The organism is Polaribacter ponticola (assembly GCF_026191475.2).
GTDB lineage: Bacteria > Bacteroidota > Bacteroidia > Flavobacteriales > Flavobacteriaceae > Polaribacter > Polaribacter ponticola.
In genome coordinates this window covers 638,092-661,355 of the sequence record NZ_JAOSLC020000003.1, presented here as the reverse complement: position 1 = coordinate 661,355, position 23,264 = coordinate 638,092, and the positions used below count along the sequence as shown (strand labels likewise).

23 protein-coding genes and 1 pseudogene are annotated in these 23,264 nt (G+C 29.8%); 15 read left to right on the top strand and 9 right to left on the bottom strand.

From position 1 onward, the window contains the following. Positions 1–21 precede the first annotated feature (21 nt). From N5A56_RS07930 to N5A56_RS07920, 4 genes are read left to right on the top strand one after another with little or no spacing between them, the layout of a single operon-like run. Positions 22–699, top strand: a complete 678-nt coding sequence (locus tag N5A56_RS07930) for a CPBP family glutamic-type intramembrane protease (protein WP_274270316.1) — start codon at positions 22–24, stop codon at positions 697–699. Further along, positions 699–998 (top strand): hypothetical protein, encoded by a 300-nt coding sequence (locus N5A56_RS07925; RefSeq protein ID WP_274270315.1) that lies wholly within the window; start codon positions 699–701, stop codon positions 996–998. The genes N5A56_RS07930 and N5A56_RS07925 overlap by 1 nt, the downstream gene beginning before the upstream one ends. Next, positions 985–1,281: a hypothetical protein gene (locus tag N5A56_RS17420; RefSeq protein WP_337994781.1), complete on the top strand. Its 297-nt coding sequence runs from the start codon at positions 985–987 to the stop codon at positions 1,279–1,281. The genes N5A56_RS07925 and N5A56_RS17420 overlap by 14 nt, the downstream gene beginning before the upstream one ends. Then, complete coding sequence (locus N5A56_RS07920; RefSeq protein WP_337994780.1) at positions 1,256–2,008, top strand: acyl-CoA synthetase family protein; 753 nt, start codon at positions 1,256–1,258, stop codon at positions 2,006–2,008. The genes N5A56_RS17420 and N5A56_RS07920 overlap by 26 nt, the downstream gene beginning before the upstream one ends. 22 nt (positions 2,009–2,030) lie before the next feature. Here N5A56_RS07920 and N5A56_RS07915 read toward each other — a convergent pair whose 3' ends face one another. From N5A56_RS07915 to N5A56_RS07905, 3 genes are all read right to left on the bottom strand, one after another. Beyond that, positions 2,031–2,681 (bottom strand): peptidoglycan-binding domain-containing protein, encoded by a 651-nt coding sequence (locus N5A56_RS07915; RefSeq protein ID WP_265724971.1) that lies wholly within the window; start codon positions 2,679–2,681, stop codon positions 2,031–2,033. A gap of 108 nt (positions 2,682–2,789) precedes the next feature. Next, positions 2,790–3,155: a YchJ family protein gene (locus N5A56_RS07910; protein WP_265724970.1), complete on the bottom strand. Its 366-nt coding sequence runs from the start codon at positions 3,153–3,155 to the stop codon at positions 2,790–2,792. 2 nt (positions 3,156–3,157) lie between these two features. Then, the gene (locus N5A56_RS07905) at positions 3,158–3,514 is read right to left on the bottom strand and encodes a hypothetical protein (RefSeq protein ID WP_265724969.1); all 357 of its coding nucleotides are present in this window, start codon (positions 3,512–3,514) and stop codon (positions 3,158–3,160) included. A 116-nt stretch (positions 3,515–3,630) separates the two neighbouring features. Between N5A56_RS07905 and N5A56_RS07900 the strand changes: the two genes are divergently transcribed. The 9 genes and pseudogenes from N5A56_RS07900 (at position 3,631) to N5A56_RS07865 (ending at position 10,467) form a co-directional block, all read left to right on the top strand. Next, a complete protein-coding gene (locus N5A56_RS07900) occupies positions 3,631–4,650 on the top strand; it encodes a chondroitinase-B domain-containing protein (protein WP_265724968.1) in 1,020 nt (339 codons plus the stop codon). Beyond that, on the top strand, positions 4,628–5,578 hold the full coding sequence (locus N5A56_RS07895; RefSeq protein ID WP_265724967.1) for a PKD domain-containing protein: 951 nt from the start codon (positions 4,628–4,630) through the stop codon (positions 5,576–5,578). Before N5A56_RS07900 ends, N5A56_RS07895 begins: the two co-directional genes overlap by 23 nt. 81 nt (positions 5,579–5,659) lie before the next feature. Continuing rightward, positions 5,660–6,163: a polysaccharide lyase family 7 protein gene (locus tag N5A56_RS17415; protein ID WP_337994779.1), complete on the top strand. Its 504-nt coding sequence runs from the start codon at positions 5,660–5,662 to the stop codon at positions 6,161–6,163. Continuing rightward, positions 6,157–6,504, top strand: a complete 348-nt coding sequence (locus N5A56_RS17410) for a polysaccharide lyase family 7 protein (protein ID WP_337994778.1) — start codon at positions 6,157–6,159, stop codon at positions 6,502–6,504. Before N5A56_RS17415 ends, N5A56_RS17410 begins: the two co-directional genes overlap by 7 nt. A 60-nt stretch (positions 6,505–6,564) precedes the next feature. Continuing rightward, on the top strand, positions 6,565–7,266 hold the full coding sequence (locus tag N5A56_RS07885) for a FadR/GntR family transcriptional regulator (protein ID WP_265724966.1): 702 nt from the start codon (positions 6,565–6,567) through the stop codon (positions 7,264–7,266). A gap of 122 nt (positions 7,267–7,388) precedes the next feature. Next, complete coding sequence (locus N5A56_RS07880; protein ID WP_265724965.1) at positions 7,389–8,411, top strand: MFS transporter; 1,023 nt, start codon at positions 7,389–7,391, stop codon at positions 8,409–8,411. A gap of 14 nt (positions 8,412–8,425) precedes the next feature. Next, a complete protein-coding gene (locus N5A56_RS07875; protein ID WP_265724964.1) occupies positions 8,426–8,719 on the top strand; it encodes an MFS transporter in 294 nt (97 codons plus the stop codon). A 45-nt stretch (positions 8,720–8,764) separates the two neighbouring features. Further along, positions 8,765–9,529: pseudogene (locus N5A56_RS07870) on the top strand (SDR family NAD(P)-dependent oxidoreductase). Between the two features lie 215 nt (positions 9,530–9,744). Further along, positions 9,745–10,467, top strand: a complete 723-nt coding sequence (locus N5A56_RS07865; protein ID WP_420793200.1) for a DMT family transporter — start codon at positions 9,745–9,747, stop codon at positions 10,465–10,467. A 42-nt stretch (positions 10,468–10,509) separates the two neighbouring features. Here the strand turns inward: N5A56_RS07865 and N5A56_RS07860 are convergent, their stop codons facing one another. The 6 genes from N5A56_RS07860 to N5A56_RS07835 all read right to left on the bottom strand — a co-directional run bounded on the left by N5A56_RS07860 (position 10,510) and on the right by N5A56_RS07835 (position 20,484). Next, positions 10,510–13,038, bottom strand: a complete 2,529-nt coding sequence (locus N5A56_RS07860) for an alpha-amylase family glycosyl hydrolase (RefSeq protein WP_265724962.1) — start codon at positions 13,036–13,038, stop codon at positions 10,510–10,512. 67 nt (positions 13,039–13,105) lie between these two features. After that, a complete protein-coding gene (locus N5A56_RS07855) occupies positions 13,106–14,785 on the bottom strand; it encodes a SusE domain-containing protein (protein WP_265724961.1) in 1,680 nt (559 codons plus the stop codon). 27 nt (positions 14,786–14,812) lie between these two features. Beyond that, the gene (locus tag N5A56_RS07850; RefSeq protein WP_265724960.1) at positions 14,813–15,919 is read right to left on the bottom strand and encodes a SusE domain-containing protein; all 1,107 of its coding nucleotides are present in this window, start codon (positions 15,917–15,919) and stop codon (positions 14,813–14,815) included. 19 nt (positions 15,920–15,938) lie between these two features. Further along, entirely contained in the window at positions 15,939–17,381 is a 1,443-nt protein-coding gene (locus tag N5A56_RS07845; RefSeq protein WP_274270314.1) for a RagB/SusD family nutrient uptake outer membrane protein, read from the bottom strand. 5 nt (positions 17,382–17,386) lie between these two features. Then, a complete protein-coding gene (locus tag N5A56_RS07840; protein WP_274270313.1) occupies positions 17,387–17,548 on the bottom strand; it encodes a hypothetical protein in 162 nt (53 codons plus the stop codon). Positions 17,549–17,559: 11 nt separating this feature from the next. After that, the gene (locus N5A56_RS07835; protein WP_265724958.1) at positions 17,560–20,484 is read right to left on the bottom strand and encodes a SusC/RagA family TonB-linked outer membrane protein; all 2,925 of its coding nucleotides are present in this window, start codon (positions 20,482–20,484) and stop codon (positions 17,560–17,562) included. A 197-nt stretch (positions 20,485–20,681) separates the two neighbouring features. On the opposite strand from N5A56_RS07835, the gene N5A56_RS07830 reads away from it, so the two are divergent. After that, positions 20,682–21,704, top strand: coding sequence for a LacI family DNA-binding transcriptional regulator (locus N5A56_RS07830; RefSeq protein WP_265724957.1), 1,023 nt, complete (start codon positions 20,682–20,684; stop codon positions 21,702–21,704). 185 nt (positions 21,705–21,889) lie between these two features. Further along, a complete protein-coding gene (locus tag N5A56_RS07825; protein WP_265724956.1) occupies positions 21,890–23,263 on the top strand; it encodes an MFS transporter in 1,374 nt (457 codons plus the stop codon). The last annotated feature ends 1 nt before the right edge of the window (position 23,264 follow it).

Below are 23,264 nucleotides of genomic sequence, written 5' to 3'. Positions count from 1 at the left end.
TCAGAATCACATTTTATAAAAATGAATTATATACAACAAGCGTTTAAAGGAAATAATGAGTGGTATCATTGGGTATTAACTATTGTTTTAGTTTTTATTGGTTGGCAAATTATTGGAGCAATTCCATTAATTATGGCTGCAGCTGCTTACTCAGAAAATTTAACAGAATTTGCAAAAGCGGCAGAAGATAATTTTATGAGTTTAGGAATTAACAAAAATTTATTTTTGTTTTTAATGCTCTTTATGTTTGCTGTAGGTTTAGCTTTTTTACTAATCGGAATTAAATATGTTCATAAAAGAGCAATAAATTCTATTGTAACTAGTAGAAGAAAAATTGATTGGAAACGTTTTTGGTTTGGTTTTTTAAGTTGGGGTACTCTTGTAGTTATTCTTTCTTTTTTAGGTATTTTATTAGCCCCAGAAGATTATACATTTAATTTTAATGCAAAACCATTTTTTATTTTAGTTACTATTTCAGTTTTAATAATTCCTTTACAAACAAGTTTAGAAGAATTGTTATTTAGAGGCTATTTTATGCAAGGTATTGGAGTATTAGCTAAAAACAGATGGATTCCTTTAATTATTACTTCAGTTTGTTTTGGTTTGTTACATGGTGCTAATCCAGAAGTAGAAAAACTAGGTTATATTACAATGGTTTTTTATATTGGAACTGGTTTTTTTACGGAGTTACTACTTTAATGGATGAAGGAACGGAAATAGCTTTAGGTTTACACGCAGCAAATAATATGTTGGCTGCATTTTTAATAACTACAGATTGGATGGTTTTTCAAACTGATGCATTATTTGTAGATACTTCCGAGCCATCTGTAACTTGGGAAATGTTTGTGCCAGTTTTGGTTCTATATCCTTTAATGTTATTGTTATTTGCAAAAAAGTACAAATGGACGAATTGGTTAGAGAAATTAACAGGTAGAATAGATAAACCGGTTAACTTAACAGAAAACTATAGAATATTAGAAGATATTGGAGCAGAATAAATATCATAGAAATTTTCAGTTAAACGGAAAATCTTTTTCTTCAGTTGATGAAATTCTTGATTTTTCTAAGAACTTTTCTGATGAAATTTATCAATTTTTAAAAAGTTGGTTTTCTAATGATAACCATATATCTGTGTTAACATCGGGTTCTACCGGAAAACCAAAATCAATATTATTAAAAAAGGAATTTATAATTAATTCTGCTAAAGCTACAGGTAGTTATTTTTTTAAAAGAGAATACAACTGCTTTATTATGTTTGCCAATCAAATATATTGCTGGTAAATTAATGTTAGTTAGAGCTATTGTTTTGGGGTGGAAATTAGATGTGGTTACTTCTAATTCTTTTCCTTTAAAAAACATCGATAAAGAATATGATTTTTCTGCGATGGTTCCTTTGCAGTTAGAAAATTCACTTTCTAAAATACATTTAATTAAAAAATTAATTGTTGGTGGTGGTGTGATGTCAAATGATCTAGTAGATAAAGTAAAAAATATTTCTACTTCTGTTCTTGCTACTTATGGTATGACAGAGACAATTACACATATAGCTGTAAAAAATGTTAATAAAATAGATTACAAGCCTAGTTTTTATCAAACATTACCAAATGTAACTATTTATATAGATGATAGAAATTGTTTGGTAATTAAAGCCTCTAAAGTATCGGATGAAGTAGTAAAAACAAATGATGTTGTTCAATTAATTTCTAACACAGAATTTGAATGGTTAGGTCGTTTTGATAATGTAATTAATTCTGGAGGTATAAAATTACATCCCGAAAAAATAGAAGATAAACTTTCTAAAATTATTACTAAACGTTTTTTTGTAGCAGGAATTCCTGATAAAAAATTAGGTGAAAAGTTAATTTTAATAATTGAAGGTTTAAAACAAGATATTAATTATGAAAAATCTAATTTATCTAAGTTTGAGGTGCCGAAAGCAACGTACTTTATAAATAATTTTTTAGAAACTGAGACAAAAAAATTCAACGTAAGAAAACATTGGATTTAATTTCATTTTAAATTAAAAAAATCTAATTGAACATCAGTTCTAATGTAAGTGCATCTATAAAACCGTCTACTAAAAGATTATTTTTTTGTTCAAAATCTTTAATTGCTTTTAAGGTTTCTATTCTATAAACACCATCAACTTTTATAGAATAATCAAGTTCATTTAATCTTTTTTGAACTTCAAATATAATAGCATTTTTTTCTCCTTTATATAAATTTATCTTTGGATCGTATAAATTTTTAATTTGTTCAAATTTTTTCTTCTTATTAAATGTTTTTAAGTCGATACCTTTCTCTTCTAAAAATTGAATTTCTTTATTAGTAAACCCCTGTTTTTTTAAATTTAAAGAATTTTCTAAAATTGCTTCGTAATATTTAACTTTTCCTATTTTAGTAGAATACTTTTCAATAGCACTAACTGTTTCTATATCATCATTTTCAGGAGTTCTTACATCAATATTATTAGCAGTCCATTGTAGTTTTGTAAAATTATTTACACGTTCAATTGCTTCGTAATAATTTAGTAAAAGGGTTTTATTATGATACTCTAAATCTATCTTTCTATCAGTTTTGTAATTAACTTCAGAAGTGTTGTACCTTTTATATTGATTGTATTTTCCGTATCCAATTAATAATACGATTATTAATAATAAAAAAATAATAATTTGTTTCATAAATAAGGGTAAAGTTGTAGTAAAACAAATGTAAGTAAAACTTTTAAAAATTTTAGTTGTTACTTACTACTCATACTTAAAAAGTGTTTTTTTTAGTGTTAAAAAATTTTATTTTGCATTTAAATACACCCAATAATTATTTTCTAAGCAGAAATTTGAATCTTCAATAATTGTATCAATTACTCCGTTTTCCATAAAATAAGCTTTAAAAGCTACATTTTTTTCTGATGCATTTACTATTTCTAAGTTTATCCATTTTACAGATTTAGTCCACTTTTCTAATTCCTTATATTCTTTTTTTGAGAGCCTTGTAGAGCTATGATGACTCTTATGTAGGTATTTAATATCTGCCAATACAAAAGCACTATATCTAGATCTCATTAATTGTTCAGCAGAAGAAACACTATAAATATTTTTATGTGCTTTTTGGCAACAGTTTTTATAGAGTTCTGTTGGGTTACAAGGGCATTTCATATTTAATTTATAGTTTCATTTTCTTTAATTCTAAAACATCGTTCTTCACCTAAAAATAACGGATTTCCATATTCTTCAGACCAAAAACCATCTAATATATCATTATTAATACATCTATAAACTACTACGCCTTTATAGATATTGTTTTCATCTCCTTGATATTGAAAATTGATAACCAATATATTGTCTTTAAAAAAACCTTTTCCTATTTGTTCTTGATTTTTATTAATTAACCATTTAGCAGTAATTCTATTATTAAAGTCTAACGTTAGAGTAAGTATTCCTTTGTAAGTTTTTTCTGTATTATCTTGGTTTGACCCAATAATTTGATATCTACCTGTTAAATCTATAACATTCATTAATTTTTTTATCTTAGTGTAAATGTAATATTTTCCTTTTTTTTATAGAGCTAAATTAATTAAAAATCATTACACTTGGTAAACCAATTTGGTAAACCAATTATAAATACATATTTATGAAACTTAAAATTTTATTTTTATTACTACTTACAGGTGTCTTTTTCTCATGTGAAAATGATATTAATAATATTGTTGTATCAAACGCAAATGAATTAAATATTGCAATTGATAACGCCAAACCTGGAGATAATATCGTATTTAAAAACGGTATTTATAAAGATCTTAAAATTAAGTTTATTGGAGAGGGAACAAAAGAAAATCCTATTTCTATTATGGCAGAAACTCCTGGAGAGGTTTTTATTGAAGGAGAATCTAATTTAGAAATAAGTGGTAATTATTTAAAAGTAAGCGGTTTATTTTTTAGAAACGGGCATTCTCCAACTCAAAATGTAATTGCATTTAGAACAAGTAAAAGTAAAGTTGCAAATAATAGTACTGTTTCTAATTGTGTTATTTTAGATTATAATAACGCAGAAAGAGATCAAGATAATTTATGGGTTCAGTTTTACGGAAAGTACAATACTTTAAAAAACTGTTATATAGCAGGTAAAACCAATGGAGGTCCAACGGTAAGAGTAGATTTAAAAGGAAATCAGAGCATTAGAAATTATCACAAAATTATTAATAACCATTTTGGACCAAGACCTAGAAAAGGTGGTGCAAGAGGAGAAACAATACAATTAGGAAGTAGTTTTACTTCTATGTCTCCTAGTAATACTACAATTGCAAATAACTTGTTTGAAGAGTGTAATGGTGAGGTAGAAATTATTTCTAGTAAAACGAACTTTAATGTTATTAAGAATAATGTTTTTTATAAAAGTGAAGGTTCTGTTGTAACAAGACATGGTAATTATGTAACTGTAGATGGTAATTATTTTATTGGTGATGGAGTTAACGACCAATTTGGTGGAATAAGAATTATAAATACGGGGCATTGGGTAACAAATAATCTTTTTTACAAAATAAAAGGAAAGAATTTTAGAAGCCCGATTGCGATTATGAACGGAATTCCTAAATCTCCAGAATATAGGATACTCTTTAGTATTAGTTTCTATGGTTGCATTTTCTTCTTGTGAAGATAATGTTCTACCAGAAACCGGATCTTTACCAGATGTAACACCACCACAAGCAAATTTTTCTGCAACTCAAGGAGCAGGTGCAGGAGATATCTGGAAAACATATAGTTTTTCGAATCAGTCTTCAAGTGCTATAAGCTATTCTTGGGATTTTGGAGATGGAAACTCATCAACAGATTTTGAACCAATACATACATATTCAGGAGAAGGAACTTGGACAGTTTCTTTAACTGCTAAAGATGGGTTAGACGTAGAAAGTACATTTACACAAATGATAACTGTAGAAGAACCACCAGCTCCTGCTGTTGCAGACCCAGTTTTAATTAATACAGATTTTACTAAACAAGCAAAATCTTCTGGTTCTAATTGTGCATGTTCTGGTTGGATTAATAAAAGTATTGGTAGTCAAGGAGAATCTACTTCTGGAAACGGAGGTTCAGATAATGTTGTAAAGTTTGATAATGATGAGCCAGATGCTACTTATCAAGAATTTGAAGTAACTCCAAATGCTGATTATAAAATAACTATTGTTGTTGGTTTTGATGAATCTGCAGGAGGTTCTTTTCCAAGTAACTTAGAGTTAAGAATATTAGCAGGTTCAGGGTATGATAGTGGTTATACACCTACTTATTACCCAGATGCAATTTCAATGCCTCAAGATGGTTATGGATATTCATCTGTTGCACAAGTAGAAACTGCAGCTAATAATTTATATATTAAAGAACTAAGTCATCCAGGAGACAAAAACTATAATTCTTATACTTATACTTTTAATGTTGGAAATAACACGAGTGTTGCGTTATACATGAGAGGAGTAGGTGGAGACGATACTTCTAATGATTCTAAAGTACAAAACTTCAATACAATCTTTAATAATGGTGATGAAGAAATTCAAGTAGATTCTTTAACTATTGAAGCTGTAAATTAATGATAAACTTCCAAAGAAAATTATTAACTTCTTTATTAATAGTATTTCTATCTGTAAACGCTACTTGTCAAAGTAAGTCAATTGGCGTTTCATATTCGGGAGTTAAAATCGAGAAGAAAAAAAGAAAAAAAACGTAAGAAAAAAAGAAAGAAAGTAAAACTTCCAAAAATAGATTTAAGTCATTGGAAAGTTACTTTACCTGTTGCTAATGAGAAAGGGAAACCTTATGAAATTAGCCCTCCACAAATATCTGATTTCGCTAATAACGAAATTGCAAAACCTTACATGTATATAGATTCTACAAGAGGTGCTATTGTTTTTCATGCAATGCCTACCAACTCTAAAACTAGAAATACTAAGTATACAAGGTCTGAGTTAAGAGAACAAATGGAGCCAGGAAATAATAACAAAAACTGGACATTTAAAGATGGAGCTTACATGAGAGGTAAAATAGCTATGGAAAAAACATCAAAAGATAGTGATGGAAAATATCATAGAACTATTATTATGCAAATACATGGACGTTTAACCAATGAACAAAGAGATTTAATAGGAGAAGATGACAATAATGCACCCCAATGTTAAAAATATATTGGGACAATGGTAAAATTAGAGTTAAAACGAAAACACTTAAAAACTTAGAGGCTAATATTCCAGAAATCTTACATGAAGATGCTTGGAATAATGATAAAGGTTTTAATTTTAAAGAAAAAGTAGGTTTTAGAAAAATTACTTTAGAAGTGAAAGTTTCTGATGGTAAAATGGTTATTATTTTAAATAAAAGCGAATATAAAGTCTATGAAAGTATTCATATTAGAAAATGGAATGTTTTTGAAAACTATTTTAAAGCTGGTAACTATTTTCAATCTCGAGATAAAGGATCTTTCTCTAAGGTTAGATTTTATGAGTTAGAAGTATCTCATTAAATTATTAATACCTAAACGGAATAATAATTTTACGAATTAGTAGCTTAATTTTATAAAACTATGAAGATAGAAGTACTTACAAAAAACGAAAATCAACAAGTTCAAAATTTAATAATTAAAGGAATTAGAGATCTTATTAATTATAAAAATTTAGAACCTGGAGATAAGTTACCTTCAGAGCGTATGCTTTCGGAGAAGTTTGAAGTAAGTAGATCTAATGTTCGAGAAGCTATTGGTAAGTTAGAGTTTTATGGATTATTAAAATCAAGACCACAAAGTGGAACTTTTGTAGCAAATATTGGAGTAATTGCCTTAAATGGTATGATTGAAGATATTTTAAGATTAGAAGAACCAGATTTTAAATCTTTAGTAGAAACTAGAATTTTATTAGAATTAAAAACAGCGAGATTAGCTTCCATACAAAGAACTGAAGAAGATTTAATAGAAATAAAAAAAGCATTAGAAGCTTATAAAAGTAAAGTTTTAAATGGTGAAGATGCAGTTCAAGAAGATTTGTTATTTCATCTTGCAATAGCAAAAGCAAGCGGAAATAGTACTATGAACACTTTTATGTTAATTATTACTCCAGAAATAATTACAAATTTCGAAAAATATCATGTTTGCGATAAAGGTTTAGCTCATGAAGGTATAAAAGAGCATCAAGATATTTATGATGCAATTTTAAATCAAGAACCAAAATTGGCAAAGGAAAAAATGAAAGTTCATTTTAAAACTTTATACCAATATTGTTATAATATATAATTTTTTAAAAAAGTTATAATTCTTTTTTTAGAGATATTATTATCTAATTACATTAATATATAATTAAGTAATTTTTTTGCTTTTCTAGCAATTTCATTCACTTTATTAAAATAAGTTTAATAATGACAATAACAACTATTGTTATTGCAATATTCTACGTTAAAAAACTAAAATTTAAAATGAAAATAAAAGGACTTAGATGGTGGATTATCGTGTTGATATTTATCGCTACGGTAATAAATTATGTAGATAGAACCGCATTTGCATTGTTGTGGCCAGAGATGGGAAAAGATTTAGGGATGGATAATTCCGATTATGCTATTATGTTAAATATATTTATGGCTTGTTATGCAGCAGGAAAATTTCTTTCAGGGAAGTTGTATGATAAAATAGGAACACGATTAGGGTTTACAGTTTCTATAGTTGTTTGGTCTTTAGCCTCATTACTTCATGCCTTTACCAAAGGATTAATATCATTATCTATTGTAAGAGGATTATTAGGTTTAGGAGAAGCTGGTAATTGGCCAGGAGCGGTTAAAAGTAATGGCGAATGGTTTCCTATAAAAGAGAGAGCTACAGCCCAAGGTATTTTTAATTCAGGAGCATCAATAGGTAATGTAATTGCCCCTTTTATCATTGTTTATTTATATACACAATTTGGTTGGAAGACTACATATATTATATTAGGAGGAGTAGGAGTTTTATGGGTTATTCCATGGTTATTTTTAAACAAATCTACACCAGAGAAGCACCCTTGGGTAACGCAAGAAGAAAGAGATTTAATTTTATCAGATAGAATTGATAAAGAAGAAGATGTCTCAAAAGAAAAGTCAAAAAGTTTATCAGTAGGAAAAATATTAAGCTACAAACAATCTTGGGGAGTTTTATTATGCAGGTTTTTTATGGAGCCAATTTGGTGGTTTTTTGCAGGATGGATGCCAATTTACTTAAACAAAACATTTGGATTAAGTCTTGAAGAAATAGCAGCTACAATGTGGATTTCCTATTTAATGGCAGCAGCCGGAAGTATTATTGGAGGTTGGTTTACTGGACTTCTTATGAAATCAAAATCAGTAGATGCAGCAAGAAAGATTACAATTTCAGTAGGAGGGTTGTTAGTATTTATAGTATCGTTCAGTTTGTAGGGGAAAACAATTTTATGACCTTTATTTACTTAGCAGGTCTAGTACTGTTTGGATTTCAATTTGCTATTGGTAATGTTCAGACGATTTCTAGTGATTTATTTAGAGGTCCATCTGTAGGAACTTTAGCAGGACTAGCAGGAACAGTTGCAGCAGTATCTCCAATGATTATGAACTGGTTTATAGGAAAGATAACCGGAGGCGGATCTTATACACCAGCATTTATTGCAATTACAATATCAGTTTTACTAGGTGTTTTATCAATTTTTGTATTGATTAGAAAGATAGAGCCCGTAAGAAAAAATATTTAAGAATAAAGAAGAGTAAAATACATAAAGAGTTATAAAAATAATAAGATGAGTAAAATAGAAGGAAAAGTTGCTGTTATAACAGGAGCTACAGGCGGAATAGGTTTTGCAGTAGCAAAGAGATTAGGAAAAGACGGATATACAGTAATTTTAAATGGTATAGATCATGAAGCTGGCGCAGCACGAGTTGCAGAATTAACAGCAGAAGGAATTACAGCAGAATATTACGGATTTGATGTAACTCAAGATGAAGCAGTAACAGAAAACATAACAAAGATTGGAGAGAAATATGGTAAAATTGATGTTCTTGTAAACAATGCAGGAGGATTGGGAGGAAGATCTCGTTTTGAAGAAATGACTACAGAATTTTACAGATTTGTAATGGCATTAAACTTAGATTCGGCATTTTTTGCATCAAGAGCCGCGATTCCATTTTAAAAGAAAAGTGATAATGCTTCTATCATTAACTATACATCTAATGCAGGTTGGAATGCTGGAGGACCAGGAGCAGGAATCTATGGAACATCAAAAGCAGGGGTTCATGCAATAACCAGAGCTTTAGCTAAAGATTTAGCAGAATACAGCATTAGAGTAAATGCGGTATCACCAGGAACAATTGATACGCCATTTCATGCACAAATAAAAGCAACAAAACCAGAAGTATTTGCTTCTTGGGCAAACAACATTATGTTAGGGAGATTAGGTCAACCAGAAGATGTTGCTGGAGTTGTATCATTTTTAGCAAGTAAAGATGCTGCTTTTATTACAGCAGAAACTATCCAAGTAGGAGGTGGACAAGCTTTAGGTATTTAATAAATAAAATTTTTTATTTAAATTGATAAAAGTCGTTTTGTTGTATACAAAACGACTTTTATTTTTAATTTTGTTTTGAAGTTAAAAAACATTTTAATGAAGAAGAATAAGCCTATTTTTTTTATGATTCTTAGTGTTATTGCATTTGCACTTATGAATGCTGTAGTTAAGTATCTAACCATTTTTAATGTGTATCAGGTAGTTTTTTTAGATCTATAGGTACTTTAGCATTTACAATACCTTTAGTTTTAAAATATAAAATTCCTTTTTGGGGAAATAATAAGAAGCTACTTTTTCTAAGAGGTTTTGTTGGTGTAATTTCTATAACTTGTTTTTTTAATTCTTTAAACTATTTAGCTGTAGGAACAGCAGTTTCCTTAAGATATACTTCTCCAATTTTTGCTGCAGTTTTTGCTATGTTTTTTCTAAAAGAAAAAATTAAACCAATACAATGGTTACTTTTTGCAATTGCATTTATTGGTGTTGTAATAATAAAAGGATTTGGTGTTGATGTTAATACGATTGGTTTATCACTTATTTTTTGTTCAGCAATTACTTTAGGTTTAATTTTTGTTATAATACGTAAAATGGGAAGTAAAGAAAACCCTTTAGTTATTATAAATTATTTTATGTTAATGGCTTTTGTGTTTGGTGGTTTTATGTCTATTAATAACTGGAAAACACCTGATTTAACTGAATGGATTCTTCTTTTAAGTTTAGGAGTTTTTGGTTATGTTGGTCAATTGTATATGACAAAAGCATTCCAGTCGCAAGAAACTAGTATTATTGCGCCTTTAAAGTATTTAGAAGTAGTATTTATGATAATAATAGGGGCAACTTGGTTTGGAGAAATTTATAACCTTTGGACTTTATTAGGTATATTTTTAATTCTTCTAGGGCTATTTTATAATATTTACTTGAAGAAAAAACAGGGCTAATTCCATCTTTAAAAGAAATTAAACCCTGAATTTAAGTTTTATTTAGTTTTTTATCAACTTTAAAGATTGATTGCTTTTATCAATTTTTATGAAATAAATTCCTTTTACTAAATCCTTTATAGAGAATGGTTTATAAGCATTAAAAGAACCAATATATTCTTTAATTTTTTTACCACTAATATCAAAAAGTTTAATAGAATTTGTTTTAATATTCAGTTTAAAATAATCATTTGTTGGATTTGGGTACATTATTACTTCATCAATTATTGAGATGTTTTCTACAGCTAATGCAGCCATATTATCTCCGTAAACTTTAAACTCACCAGGAGCTAAAGTAATTAGCGAATTTGTATTGGTAACGTTTAATGCTTCATTATCATTTAACAAATTATACCAAGTACCCGTTTTTTGAAAAACAGGATTTATATTTTGTGTAGTAACACCAAAATTACCTATAATGTTTATATGCTGAATATCTGATGTTGAAGTGTTTGTTAATTGAATTCTCTTTAATCCGTTAGAATTAGAAGCGTCTATTGTAAAATTATCAGTTTTAAAAATAGCGTACTTTTGTTTTAATTGAATTAATTTATTCCATGTGTTATAAATGCTTTTTCTATTTTCATCATCAAAATATTCCCATTTAATAGGTTTGTTTCCAGTTCTTCCGTTTTCATTAATACTTATATCGTAACCTAATTCTCCAAATTGCCAAATCATTTTTGGTCCAGGAATTGTAAAATAAAAAGCACCCGCTAATTCAATTCTTTGTAAAGCAGTATTAATGGTTTTTACATCATAAGAACCATTAGAATTTCCGTCAGAAATATTCTCATACATTAATCTCTCTTCATCATGGCTTTCCATATAACTCACATTTGCAGGAACAGACCAACCTCTGTTTTTGTAAGAAGCCCAAGAAAAATCTGAAGAATAACTACCAGAATGTTTTCCTCTTGTAGCAGAAGAATAATTATAATTGTGATTTCCCCACATCATAATCCCTTTTCCTTCTCCTAACCTATAATTTATCCATTCAGTTTCTTCAGCATTACCACCTAAATGCTCAAAAATAACATAAAAATTAGGGTCTTTTTCCCATTGATAATCTGCATACTCTTTTAAAATATCTACTCTATCTTGCTGATAATTTCCCGTACAACCTTCATCACTAGAAGAACAGTTTTGCGTAAAACCTTTAGTTAAATCCCATCTAAAACCATCAATTTTATATTCATCAATTAAATATTGAGTGGTTCTTTTTACATAATCTTGTACCGCTTGTTTACTATGGTTAAAGTCGTTAAAAACACTATAACTATGTGTTGCTGTTTGATTAAAGAAAGGACTATTTGCATTTGCTTGTCCGCCAGTTCCACCATTACTGCTATTCCACATTCTGTAAAATGGATTTTGACCTGTTGCATGGTTGTAAACAACATCTAAAATTATTGCAATTCCACGTTTATGACATTCATCTACTAATTGTTTAAAAGAAGTTGGAGAACCATAATATTTGTCTATTGCCATATGATAAGAAGGATTGTAACCCCAAGAAAGATTACCATCAAACTCATTTATTGGCATTAATTCTATGGCATTAATTCCTAAACCTTGTAAGTAATTTAAACGTTCTTTAACGGCATCGAAACTATGTAACTCATCAAAATCTCTAATTAACAATTCATAAATTACTAAATCTGTTTTTGCTGGTTTTTGAAAGTTTGTTATTTGCCAATTAAATTCACCATCACCTGTTCTTAACAATGTTACTAAGTGATCTGTTTTTCCTGAAGGATAAACAGGTAAGTTTGGATAGGTAGTTTCATTAATATATTGATCATCATTTGGATCTAAAATTTGAGTAGAATAAGGGTCTGCAATTCTTATTTGACCATCTATCAAATATTGATAAGAATAATTTGTTTTTGCAGTTAAGCCTGTTAATTCTATCCAAAAGCGTTTTTTATCACTATCTTTTTTTAATAAATAATTATCATTATCTCTTTTCCAATCGTTAAAACTACCTATTAGATGAACATATTCTTTTTCTGGAGCATATAAAACCAAAGTTACTTTAGTATCATTATTTTCATGATAGTTAATACCATCTAACATTCCGTTTGGTACAGCTGCTTCAATAACATTAGGAGCATCAGGTTCATCACCAACTTGATAGATAATATCTTGAGATTTTTTATCTCCATCTCCATTTTTGGCTTTAATTAACATACCAATACTACCAATACCTGTTCTATTATAAAAATTAGAAGGAGTAATGGTTATAGAGAAAGTACCGTCGTTATTATTGGTTAATTTTTGAGCTTCATCAGAATTTGTCCATGAACCATTTGTTGGAGAATCTTGGCTATTTAAATCATCTAAATCATAAGACCAAGACCATAAATAAATATCAGATACTCCCCAAATAGATGTGTTTACGTTAGAAACTGTAATTGTTATTGCATCATCTTCATTAAAAGTTGTTGGAGAAGTAGAGAACTCAACATTTTGTGTTTGACTATATGTTAAAGATGTAATTAAGATAAATATTAAAGTAATTTTTCTCATAAGATTAGTTTTTAAAAAACAAGAGCTATCTAATTAATTAGATAGCTCTTGTAAGTTTAATGAAAACTTAGTTTTTTGTATAAGTAATATTATTTGGGTCTGAGAAATCTAAAGAGAATGTATAAGTTCCTGCGGCAGTTGATAAATTAGCACCCCCATTTTCTAAAACACCATCTGCGCCATCGTCTCCATAATTAGTACCCCAATCGTTGTTAGATCTAAACTTGTATTCACCATCTATTAGTGTTACGTTTTCTAAAATCCATACTTCGTTAAAAGGTTTAGACCAATCTCTTTTAAATTGAGCATCTGGAGTTGCACCCCAGTCGTTATAAGCGCCACCAACTAAACCCCAAACATGTTCTATTTTTTCTAGTGAATAGGTTTTGTCATTCAAATCTACTGTAGCAATATAAATACCAGCTGTTACAACAATGTTAGCTCCACCATCTTCCAATGTTCCATCTGCACCATCATCTCCGTAGTTAGTTCCCCAATCATTGTTCATTCTAAATTTCATTTCACCATCAATAAGAGTTACAATACCTCTAAAAACATCTGAATATTGATCGTATTCTAACATAAAATCTGGACTTGCTCCCCAATCGTTATAAGCTCCACCAACAATACCAAGAGAAAAAGACTCAATAGTATATGTTAGGTTATTTAGATCCATAACAATTTTATAAGAACCAGCTGAAACCGTCATGTTACCTCCTCCAGAAGTTAAAGAACCACCATTTGAAGAATCACTACCATAATTATTAGCCCAATCATTGTTTTCTCTAAATTTAAACTCACCATCTGTAAGATTAACGTATGCGTTAAGAACTCCATCTACATCAGTTTTAAAAAGTGGTAGATCTGGAGTTGCTCCCCAATCATTTGCTGCAGAACCAACAATACCCCAAGTTGTAGATAAATCTAAAACGGTTAAATAAGTTGTAACATTAATAGTTATTGGAGTTGCAATTCTTTCTAAAACTGAATTAGAAGCAGTATCTTTTATTACAGATCTAACTCTTAATTGTAATTTACCTTCTGTATCAACAGGAATACCTGCTTGAATAGCAATAGAATTTAGTTGTGCATTTGTTAATGTTATAGAACTTTCATTTTTAACACTTCCTGCTTCAATTGGCATAGCGAAGTCTGTACCGTCTAATGCAGCTTCTAAATAATAATCTATATCAATATTTAATGAAGAGTCTAAAATAGGATCATTCCAACCAACAGTTATAGCAACAGCATCGTTATTATCTAAAGAAAGTACAAAAGAATCGCCATCTGCAACACCACTAAAAGTTGGTGAATTAACAGGATAAGTAGTTACTAATAATAAAATACTGTTTGTAAGTTTATCTGCATTTTTAACTCTTAAATAAATGGCAACATCTCTAAAGCTAGTTACGCCTGCATTATTTATGGCATCATTAAAGTCTGTTACAGACATAGAGAAATTGCTATTTTCTGTACTACCCAAAGCTATAGGAGTTGTAAAATCTGCGTCTGTAGCCATTTCTACAGTATAATCTGTACCAGAACTTAATGGGTCTACCCAATTTATTGTAAAAGCAGGATTATCTGGTAGAGCAAAATTTAAAAATACACTACTAATTCCAGGTGTGTTTAATGTAAATGTAGCATCTGGACTTGTTACTGTTAAGCTATCTTCTACCTCACAAGAACCTAGTAATAAGGTAAATGAAAGTAACAAGTAGCTTAAGTTTTTTATATAATTTTTCATTTTTTAACTTTTAAAATTAAATTGATATTATAAATTTAATGGGATTAAAATATACTGACCTGTTAGGTCATTAAACCACACGTCATAATCATCTTCTACAATTACTGGTATAGAACCACCACCATCTGTTGCTACACCTGAAAAAGAAGTAGTACTTCCCCAATTAGCACCAGAATCAGTTACAAAATCTACATTACCAGGAAGTAATTTAACATTATTTGCATACCAAATATGCCCATCAAAAGCTAAAGGAATCATTGTAATGTCAGTAGTACTTGTTCCCTTTAAAGTTAAAGTAGTTGGACTTGTAATACCCGAAGCATTAAAGGCTTCAAAACTAAATGTTTTGCTTGCGAAATTCATTTTAAATGTATAATAACCTGCCGGTATACCGTTACCTCCACCATAAGGTAGTCTTTCTGGTTCTGGTGATGAGCTCGTTGCTGTTGTACCCCAAAAGGTAACACCATCGTCTGTACCATTTTGCGGATGCCATAAACCTTTTGTCTCTATAACTTTAAAATGACCATTATCTGCCCAAAAACCAGTATAAGAAAATATGTTACTGTCATTAGCATCTCTAAATAAAGCTGGGTTATTGTTATTGTTGTTCCAACCTGGAGCAGTTGCGTCACCAACTAAGTAATAATCGTTAAAAACATAATTAAAGTAAGGGTATACATTAAATTGTATAGCGTTAGATATTGTTTGTTCACTACTTTGTGAACCAATGGTAGAAACTACTCTTGTAAATAGTGCTTTCCATTCAAAAGGGTTTAAACCAGCATTACCAGCAGCAGCATTTACCTCATTTACAGATAAAGTAATAGTGTTTTGACCTGTTACAGTTGCAGCAGTAACTGGAGCTGTAAAAGCTTCATCGCTAGAAAATTCTATAGCATATGTAACAGATGCTTGTTGCCCGTAATCTGCTTCATTCCAGTTTAATGTAACCGCTGGGTTATTTGTATTAACCGCATCTAGTTCTAAATCTGTAAAACCAAGTTCTATTAAAACTGGAGCTGTTGGTGCTGAAATAGTAAATAATTCAGAATTATCATCGCAAGAATTGAAAACTAGTAATAGAATTCCAATTACTGTTATTGCTGAAAATCTTTTTATATTTTTCATCATTTGTATATTATTTTTAAAATTAATAACCAGCATTTTGAGTTAAATTAGGATTAGAGGCAATACTAGCAGAAGGAATAGGGTATAAGTCCATATGTGCAGGTAAAGCAATTCCATTTGTACCATTTCCTTTCCAAGCCCAATTATAAGAACCCCCTGTAAACTTTCCGTATCTAATTAAATCTTGTCTTCTATGAGCTTCCCAATGTAATTCTCTAGACCTTTCATCTAAAATAAAATCTAAACTTAAATCAGAAAAGCTTAAATTATTCTGAGGATTATTTGCTCTTGTTCTTAAAGAGTTAATATAGTTAATTCCATCTGTTTCTGATGCTCCTGATGCTCCTCTTAACTGAGCTTCTACATACATTAAGTATACATCTGCCAATCTAAATAAAGGAAAATCTGTATCTACAAATGTTTGATCTACACCAAAACTACCAGTAGATTTTGCATTAGAATATTTTTCTATAACATAACCTTGGTCTTTATCTGAGATATCTGTAATTTCTATACTTCTAGTTCCAGATATTAAAGTGTTTCTAGTGTCGTTAGAATAGATTCCATCGTTAAACAATTCTGCAAATTGTTTTCTAACTCTTAGAGCTCCACCCCAACCACCAGCACCAACACCAAGTGCAGCACCGTTTTCTTCTATACTACCAACTTCACCATTTATCATTACAGTTGTAGGACCATAATTTTGTGTATAAGTTCCATCAGAAATTAAAGGAAAAATGATTTCAGAATTCGCTGAATTTACATCATTATCTGCCATAAAATTATGACTATATTCTGTAGCTAAAGCATAACCACCAGCAATAATTTTTTTACATGCTTCTAAACTTTCAGTATATTTTGCTTCACCTATATACACTTCAGCATTTAAATACATTTTAGCTAAAATCATCCAAGAAACTCCTTTATCAGCTCTACCATGTTCGTTTTGCATTGGATCTTTTAAATCAGACTCAATTGCAATTAACTCAGCTTCTACAAAATCAAATAATTGTTTTCTATCGTAAGCTTGTGGTTGTGCGTTAATGGCATCTTCTTCTGTAGCAAAATTTGCTTGTCCAAATAAATCCATCATATAATAATAAGACATTGCTCTTAACAATCTAGCTTCTGCTCTGTAGTTTGCTATTTCTGCTTTTGTATTTGCAGAAACATTACGCTCTGTTAATTTTGCATCTGTAGTTTCTCTTAAAAAGTTGTTTGCAAATGCAATAGTAACATGGCTTCTACCAAACATTCCTAAAATAATAGGATCATCTGCATTCCAAATATTTCGTTGAATTTCTCTTGTTCCTGGATCGTTTTCATAAGACCAAATCATTTGATCTGCAGATAAAGTTTGTAAGTATAATAATACTCTACCAAACTGGCTTGTTCCTGCGTCTAAACCATCTATGTTTGATGAACCTGGTCCATCTACACCTGTTAAAGATAAGTTTGCATACACACCTGCTAATAATTCTTTATAAGCAGTTTCGTTTGCAAAAAGTCTTCACCTAATAAATCTTGATCATCTTTTGGAGTAATGTCTAAGTCTTTAGTACAAGAAGACAAAGCAATAACCATGATAAGAAATACGGTTGCTATTCTTTCGATTTTAAATATTTTTTTCATCTTTTTATTAATTAAAATTTAATATTAGCACCAATTAAGAAAGTTCTTGGTCTTGGGTAATTTGTATTATCTATACCGTTACTTGCTAATTCTGGATCTAAACCAGAGTAGTTAGTAATTGTAAATACATTTTGCATACCTGCCCATAAACGAATACTGTTCGAAGAGAATTGTTTTAAAGGTCTATCAAAAGTATAACCTAATGTTACGTTATCCATTCTTAAAAATGAAGCATTTTCTAGATAAATGTCAGAAAGAATAACATCTGAAGTGCTATTAAAGTTTGTATTTAAAACAGACGTTGGTATGTTTCCTAAAACTGCATTGTCTTGTAATAAATCATATTGTGCAGAAGAAGAGTTTACGTTATTATACACATAGTTACCTAAACTAGCTCTAAGATTAAATGCTAAATCGAAATTTTTGTAATTAAGGTTAGATTGAAAACCAAAAGTAAAATCTGCTTGAGGGTTTCCTTTTAAATATCTGTCTTGTGTATTTATAATACCATCTCCATTTAAATCTGCATAAGCACCTTCAATTGGTTTTCCTGCAGTATTGTATAATTGTTTATAAACATAAAATGAATTAGGAGCATAACCTTCTCTAAATAATTGTATAAAGTTACCTGTACCACCTGCAATACCTCCAGTTGTTATATCTTGTCCTAAAGCTAATTCTTTAATTTCTCTATCTAAATATGTGGCATTAAAATTTACGCTCCAATCTAAATCGTCCTTTTTAATAATATCTGCGTTTACAGTAAATTCTAAACCATTTACTTGTAAATCTCCAATATTTTGTAATACTCTATTTGTAAAATTAGAAGCATCAGCTACTGGTGCATCAGATAATAAATCTGTTGAATTTTTTTGAAAAGCATTTATAGAACCTGTAATTTTATTATCGAATAAACCATAATCTATACCTAATTCTATTGTTGCTGTTCTTTCCCATTTTAAATTACTTCTTTCAGAAGGAATTGTAGATTGAATAGGAGTTCCTCCAAATATATATTGTGAGTTTTGATTTCCAAAACGATATTTATCTAAATATAAATCTCCAGCAATACCGTCTTGTTGACCATTAATACCATAACTAGCACGTAATTTTAAGTCAGATATTACTTTATTGTTTTTTAAGAAATCTTCATCACTCATTCTCCAAGCTAAAGCAGCTCCACCAAAATCTCCCCATCTGTTTTCTGGTCCAAATCTAGAGGTACCATCTCTTCTGTAGTTTAATGTTAAAAGATATTTTTCATTAAAAGTTAAATTTGCTCTTGCTAAGAAACCAACTAAAACAACTGGGGTAGAAACGTAAGAAGTATAACCAGCATCATTAGAGTTTCTTGTATTACCGGTACTATTACCAGATCCATCAAAAGATTGGTAAGAATAACCAGCCATAACGTCTGTTTTAACTTTACCAAAAGTATTTATGTAATTTAAATAAGCGTCAAAAGATTCATTTTCAACTTTATTAGTGTATGCAGAGTCGTTACCTATAAATAAGTCTGTATAATTTGCCGGACTATTTAATGGGTTTGCACTTGTACCTTCTGCTGTAGATTTATCAAAACCTGCATTTGCAGTAGCCGTTAATTCTGGTAAGAAGTGAAATTTATAATCAAGTTTTAAATTTCCATAATGTCTAAAAACATCAGAAACATTATTGTTTTGAAGTAAAGCAGCAACAGGGTTTCTAGTTCCGTTACTTACTAAATATTTACCAGGAGTTCCAGTAATGTGCTGATAAAATCCACCAAAAGGAGAAGAATTATCGTACACAGATTGTGTAGGGTCGTAACGTAAAGCAGCACCAACTTGTCCTGAATCGGCAAATCTATTGTCTTCAAAAGCTCTGTTGTAGTTTAAGCTTACTTTAAAATGATCATCAAAAAATGATGGATTCATAGAAAGCGAAATAGTAGCTCTATCATATTGAGAAGTTAAAATATTACCTTCTATACCTGCAAAACCTAAAGATAATCTAGTAGGTATAGCTCCAAAAATTTGACCTTTAACAGTCATATTATGTTGTGTTGAAACAGAATTTTGATAAATTTCATTTTGCCAATTCGTATTAGCATTTCCTAATAAGCTAATTAAACCGGGTTGTTGTTGGTTTACAATATTTCTAAAAGCATCTCCATCAAAAACATTTATTCTGTCTTTTATTTCACCAAAACCCATTTGAAAATCATAATCTAAAGTATATTCTTTTCTACCTTTTTTAGTTGTAATAATAATTACACCATTTGCACCTCTAGAACCATAAATAGCAGTAGCAGATGCATCTTTTAAAACTGAGAAAGATTCAATATCGTTAGGGTTTATACTAGCCAAAACACCTCTAGACCCACCAGCTGTTCCCGCCATTGGTAATCCATCAATAACAATTAAAGGGTTATTAGATGCGTTTAATGAAGAACCCCCACGAATTGTAATTTGAGATCCTGAACCAGGAGCACCACTAGTAACAATATTTACACCTGCAACACGACCACTTAATAAATTTTCTGGAGTTACAATATTTCCTTTTGTAAAACCTTTAGATGTAATTGCTTCTACAGAACCTGTAGCGTCTTTTACTGTGGTTGTACCATAACCTACAACAATAATTTCGTCTAATTCTTCAGAAGATTCTTCTAATTCTACAGATAAATTAAAAACTGTACCAATAACAATTTCTTTTGCTGTATATCCTAAATAGTTAAAAACAAGAATATCTCCGGGTTTAACTTTTTCTATAGTAAAGTTACCATCAAAGTCTGTTTGAGAGCCAGAGGTTGTACCTTTTACTATGATACTTACACCAGGAAGAGGTTCTCCTGATGATTTTTCTTTTACAACACCTTTTACAGTTTGTTGTGCAAACATTGTAAATGATGTAGATAAAAGAATTCCAATTAACAATAATTTAAATTTTTTCATGTATAATTTGTTAAATAATAACTGTAAATTTGATTTGGTTAACAATAAATTAACATTCCACATTGTAAATATAGAGATGTAAAGCATGTTTTCAATATTACGAAACTCACGAAAACGGTTTCGTGTTAACAACTTTTTCTTCTAATTATCATTAAATTAACAATAAGTAGTAACTAAATTTGTCTTATACTTAAAGAATGAAACAAAAAATCACCATAAAAACAATTGCAAAAGAATTGGGAGTTTCTACTTCTACTGTTTCAAAGGCTTTAAAGGATAGTCATGAAATAAGTAATGAAACAAAAAAGAAAATTCAAGCTTATGCAAATTTATATAATTACAAACCTAATCATTTAGCACTTCAATTACGTAATCAAAAGACCAAAGTTATAGGCGTTATTTTACCAAAAATAGTACATCATTTTTTCTCTACTGTTATCATGGGAATAGAAGAAGGAGCAAATAAAAAAGGGTATAACATTATGGTTTGTTTTTCTAATGAATCTTATAAAAAGGAAGTAGAAACATTAAAGGTATTATCTAACGGAAGTGTAGACGGTATTATTATGTCTGTTGCTAGTGAAACCTTAGAGAATAAGGATTTTAATCATTTTAAAGAATTGGTTTCAGAAGAGATTCCTTTTGTTTTATTTGATAGAGTTGTAGATGAAATTTTATGTGATAAAGTTGTAGTAGATGATGTAGGAGCAGGCTTTAAAGCTACTAAACATTTATTGGAAAACGGAAGAAAAAAGATAGCTTTAATAACGACTCCAAATCATGTTAATGTCGGTGCACTTAGAAGACAAGGTTACGAGAAAGCATTAATAGAAGAGTATATTAAAACAGATAAAAGTTTAATTGTAGAAATAGACGAGACTAAAGACATTAAAAAACAAATTGAAAAAGTTTTTGAACAAGATATAGATGCTGTGTTTGCTGTAAATGAAATTTATGCTGCAAACTCAATGAGAATAGCAAAAGAGAAAGATTTGTCTATACCAAATGATATTTCTATAATAGGTTTTACAGATGGATTGATATCTGAATATTCATCACCTTCTATTACAACTATTGCACAGCACGGTTTTACAATGGGACAACAAGCAGTTGAAGTTTTAATAGAAAGAATTGAAAAAGAGTCTGAGGTTTATAAACCTAAAAAGATTGTGATTTCCAGTGATTTAAAACTTAGAGAATCTACGAAACCGTCGTCGTAACTTTTAGTAGTGATTTTTAAATCTACGAAACCGTCGTCGTAAAAAAATGATGGTTTTTTTATCAATTTCATAATATATGCATATCTTTGATGTCATATTAGGATTTATCAATAAATTACTTTCCACAAAATTTATTAATTGATAAGTCAAAGTACTTATCGTAAGCATTCTAAATAATTACGATAATGAATAAACAAAAATTAAGTTTTTTAGAAATCTGGAACATGAGTTTCGGTTTTTTAGGAATTCAATTCGGAATGGCCTTAACAGGTGGTTTCATGTCAAGAATTTTTCAAACATTAGGAGCAGAGATTGATGATATTCCAATTCTTTGGGTAGCAGCGCCTTTAACAGGTTTAATTGTGCAACCCATAATTGGTTATATGAGTGATAGAACGTGGAGTCCAAGATGGGGTAGAAGAAGACCTTATTTTTTAATTGGCGCCATTTTAAGTTCTATTACATTATTAATAATGCCACATTCGCCTACTTTATGGATTGCAGCCGGATTTCTTTGGATTTTAGATGCATCTATTAACATTTCTATGGAACCTTTTAGAGCTTTGGTAGCAGATAAGTTGCCAGATTCTCAACGTTCTTATGGTTTTGTTATGCAAACACTTATTATAGGTGTTGGTACTTGGGTTGCAAGTAGTTTACCTTGGATGGTTTCTCAATTTGGAGTTAGCGATGCTGCAGCATCTGGTGTTGTTCCAATGTCTGTTAAAGTTGCTTTTGCAATTGGAGCACTTGTTTTTTTAGTAAGTATTTTTTATACAGTTTTTACTACAAAAGAATATCCGCCAGAAGATATGGAGGCTTTCGAAAAAGAGAAAGCCAAAAAGAACAGATTTGTTTCTGATATTGTAGAGAACATTGGCAATATGCCAAGTACAATGAAAAGATTAGGAGTTGTACAATTCTTTAGTTGGTTTGCATTTTTTACAATGTGGTCTATGGCAAATCCTGCTTTAACAGAACATGTTTTTCAAACTCCAGCTCCAATTGAAGCTAGTTTCGATATGGCAAATATTGTCCAAAAAGAAGCTTTTAATGTTGCAAACACAGCTTTTCAAAAATCATCTAACCTTGTAGGTTCTTCTATGGGTATTTACGGTTTGTCTTCTATGGTTTTTGCTTTGTTGCTAGTATTGTATACTGCAAAAAGGAGAATCAATAGAAAGTTTGTTCATATGGTATCTTTAATTTTAGGAGGATTAGGTTTTATATCTATGTATTATGCTTCACCAGAAACCTTAAAATATAGTTTTGTTTTAATAGGTTTTGCTTGGGGAAGTATTCTTTCTATGCCTTATGCAATGTTATCGAGTTCTGTAGATCCGAAGAAAATGGGTGTTTTTATGGGGATTTTTAACATGTTTATTGTTATTCCGCAAATTATTGCTGCTCTTGGTGGTATTAATTTTGTGACGGGATTAATAGGTGAAAAAGCAATTAATGCAATGCTTGTTGCAGGTTTAAGTTTGATAATTGCAGGTCTTTGTAATTTTTTAATTACAGACAAAAATGCAATAACGTATCAAACTGAAGAAAATTAAA

What these genes read in the sequence shown, in the direction of transcription:
- N5A56_RS07930 (WP_274270316.1), top strand. Translation starts at nt 22, where the DNA reads ATGAATTATATACAACAAGCGTTTAAAGGAAATAATGAGTGGTATCAT.
- N5A56_RS07925 (WP_274270315.1), top strand. Translation starts at nt 699, where the DNA reads ATGGATGAAGGAACGGAAATAGCTTTAGGTTTACACGCAGCAAATAAT.
- N5A56_RS07915 (WP_265724971.1), bottom strand. Translation starts at nt 2,681, where the DNA reads ATGAAACAAATTATTATTTTTTTATTATTAATAATCGTATTATTAATT.
- N5A56_RS07910 (WP_265724970.1), bottom strand. Translation starts at nt 3,155, where the DNA reads ATGAAATGCCCTTGTAACCCAACAGAACTCTATAAAAACTGTTGCCAA.
- N5A56_RS07905 (WP_265724969.1), bottom strand. Translation starts at nt 3,514, where the DNA reads ATGAATGTTATAGATTTAACAGGTAGATATCAAATTATTGGGTCAAAC.
- N5A56_RS07900 (WP_265724968.1), top strand. Translation starts at nt 3,631, where the DNA reads ATGAAACTTAAAATTTTATTTTTATTACTACTTACAGGTGTCTTTTTC.
- N5A56_RS07895 (WP_265724967.1), top strand. Translation starts at nt 4,628, where the DNA reads ATGGTTGCATTTTCTTCTTGTGAAGATAATGTTCTACCAGAAACCGGA.
- N5A56_RS17410 (WP_337994778.1), top strand. Translation starts at nt 6,157, where the DNA reads ATGTTAAAAATATATTGGGACAATGGTAAAATTAGAGTTAAAACGAAA.
- N5A56_RS07885 (WP_265724966.1), top strand. Translation starts at nt 6,565, where the DNA reads ATGAAGATAGAAGTACTTACAAAAAACGAAAATCAACAAGTTCAAAAT.
- N5A56_RS07880 (WP_265724965.1), top strand. Translation starts at nt 7,389, where the DNA reads ATGACAATAACAACTATTGTTATTGCAATATTCTACGTTAAAAAACTA.
- N5A56_RS07875 (WP_265724964.1), top strand. Translation starts at nt 8,426, where the DNA reads ATGACCTTTATTTACTTAGCAGGTCTAGTACTGTTTGGATTTCAATTT.
- N5A56_RS07860 (WP_265724962.1), bottom strand. Translation starts at nt 13,038, where the DNA reads ATGAGAAAAATTACTTTAATATTTATCTTAATTACATCTTTAACATAT.
- N5A56_RS07855 (WP_265724961.1), bottom strand. Translation starts at nt 14,785, where the DNA reads ATGAAAAATTATATAAAAAACTTAAGCTACTTGTTACTTTCATTTACC.
- N5A56_RS07850 (WP_265724960.1), bottom strand. Translation starts at nt 15,919, where the DNA reads ATGATGAAAAATATAAAAAGATTTTCAGCAATAACAGTAATTGGAATT.
- N5A56_RS07840 (WP_274270313.1), bottom strand. Translation starts at nt 17,548, where the DNA reads ATGAAAAAAATATTTAAAATCGAAAGAATAGCAACCGTATTTCTTATC.
- N5A56_RS07835 (WP_265724958.1), bottom strand. Translation starts at nt 20,484, where the DNA reads ATGAAAAAATTTAAATTATTGTTAATTGGAATTCTTTTATCTACATCA.
- N5A56_RS07830 (WP_265724957.1), top strand. Translation starts at nt 20,682, where the DNA reads ATGAAACAAAAAATCACCATAAAAACAATTGCAAAAGAATTGGGAGTT.
- N5A56_RS07825 (WP_265724956.1), top strand. Translation starts at nt 21,890, where the DNA reads ATGAATAAACAAAAATTAAGTTTTTTAGAAATCTGGAACATGAGTTTC.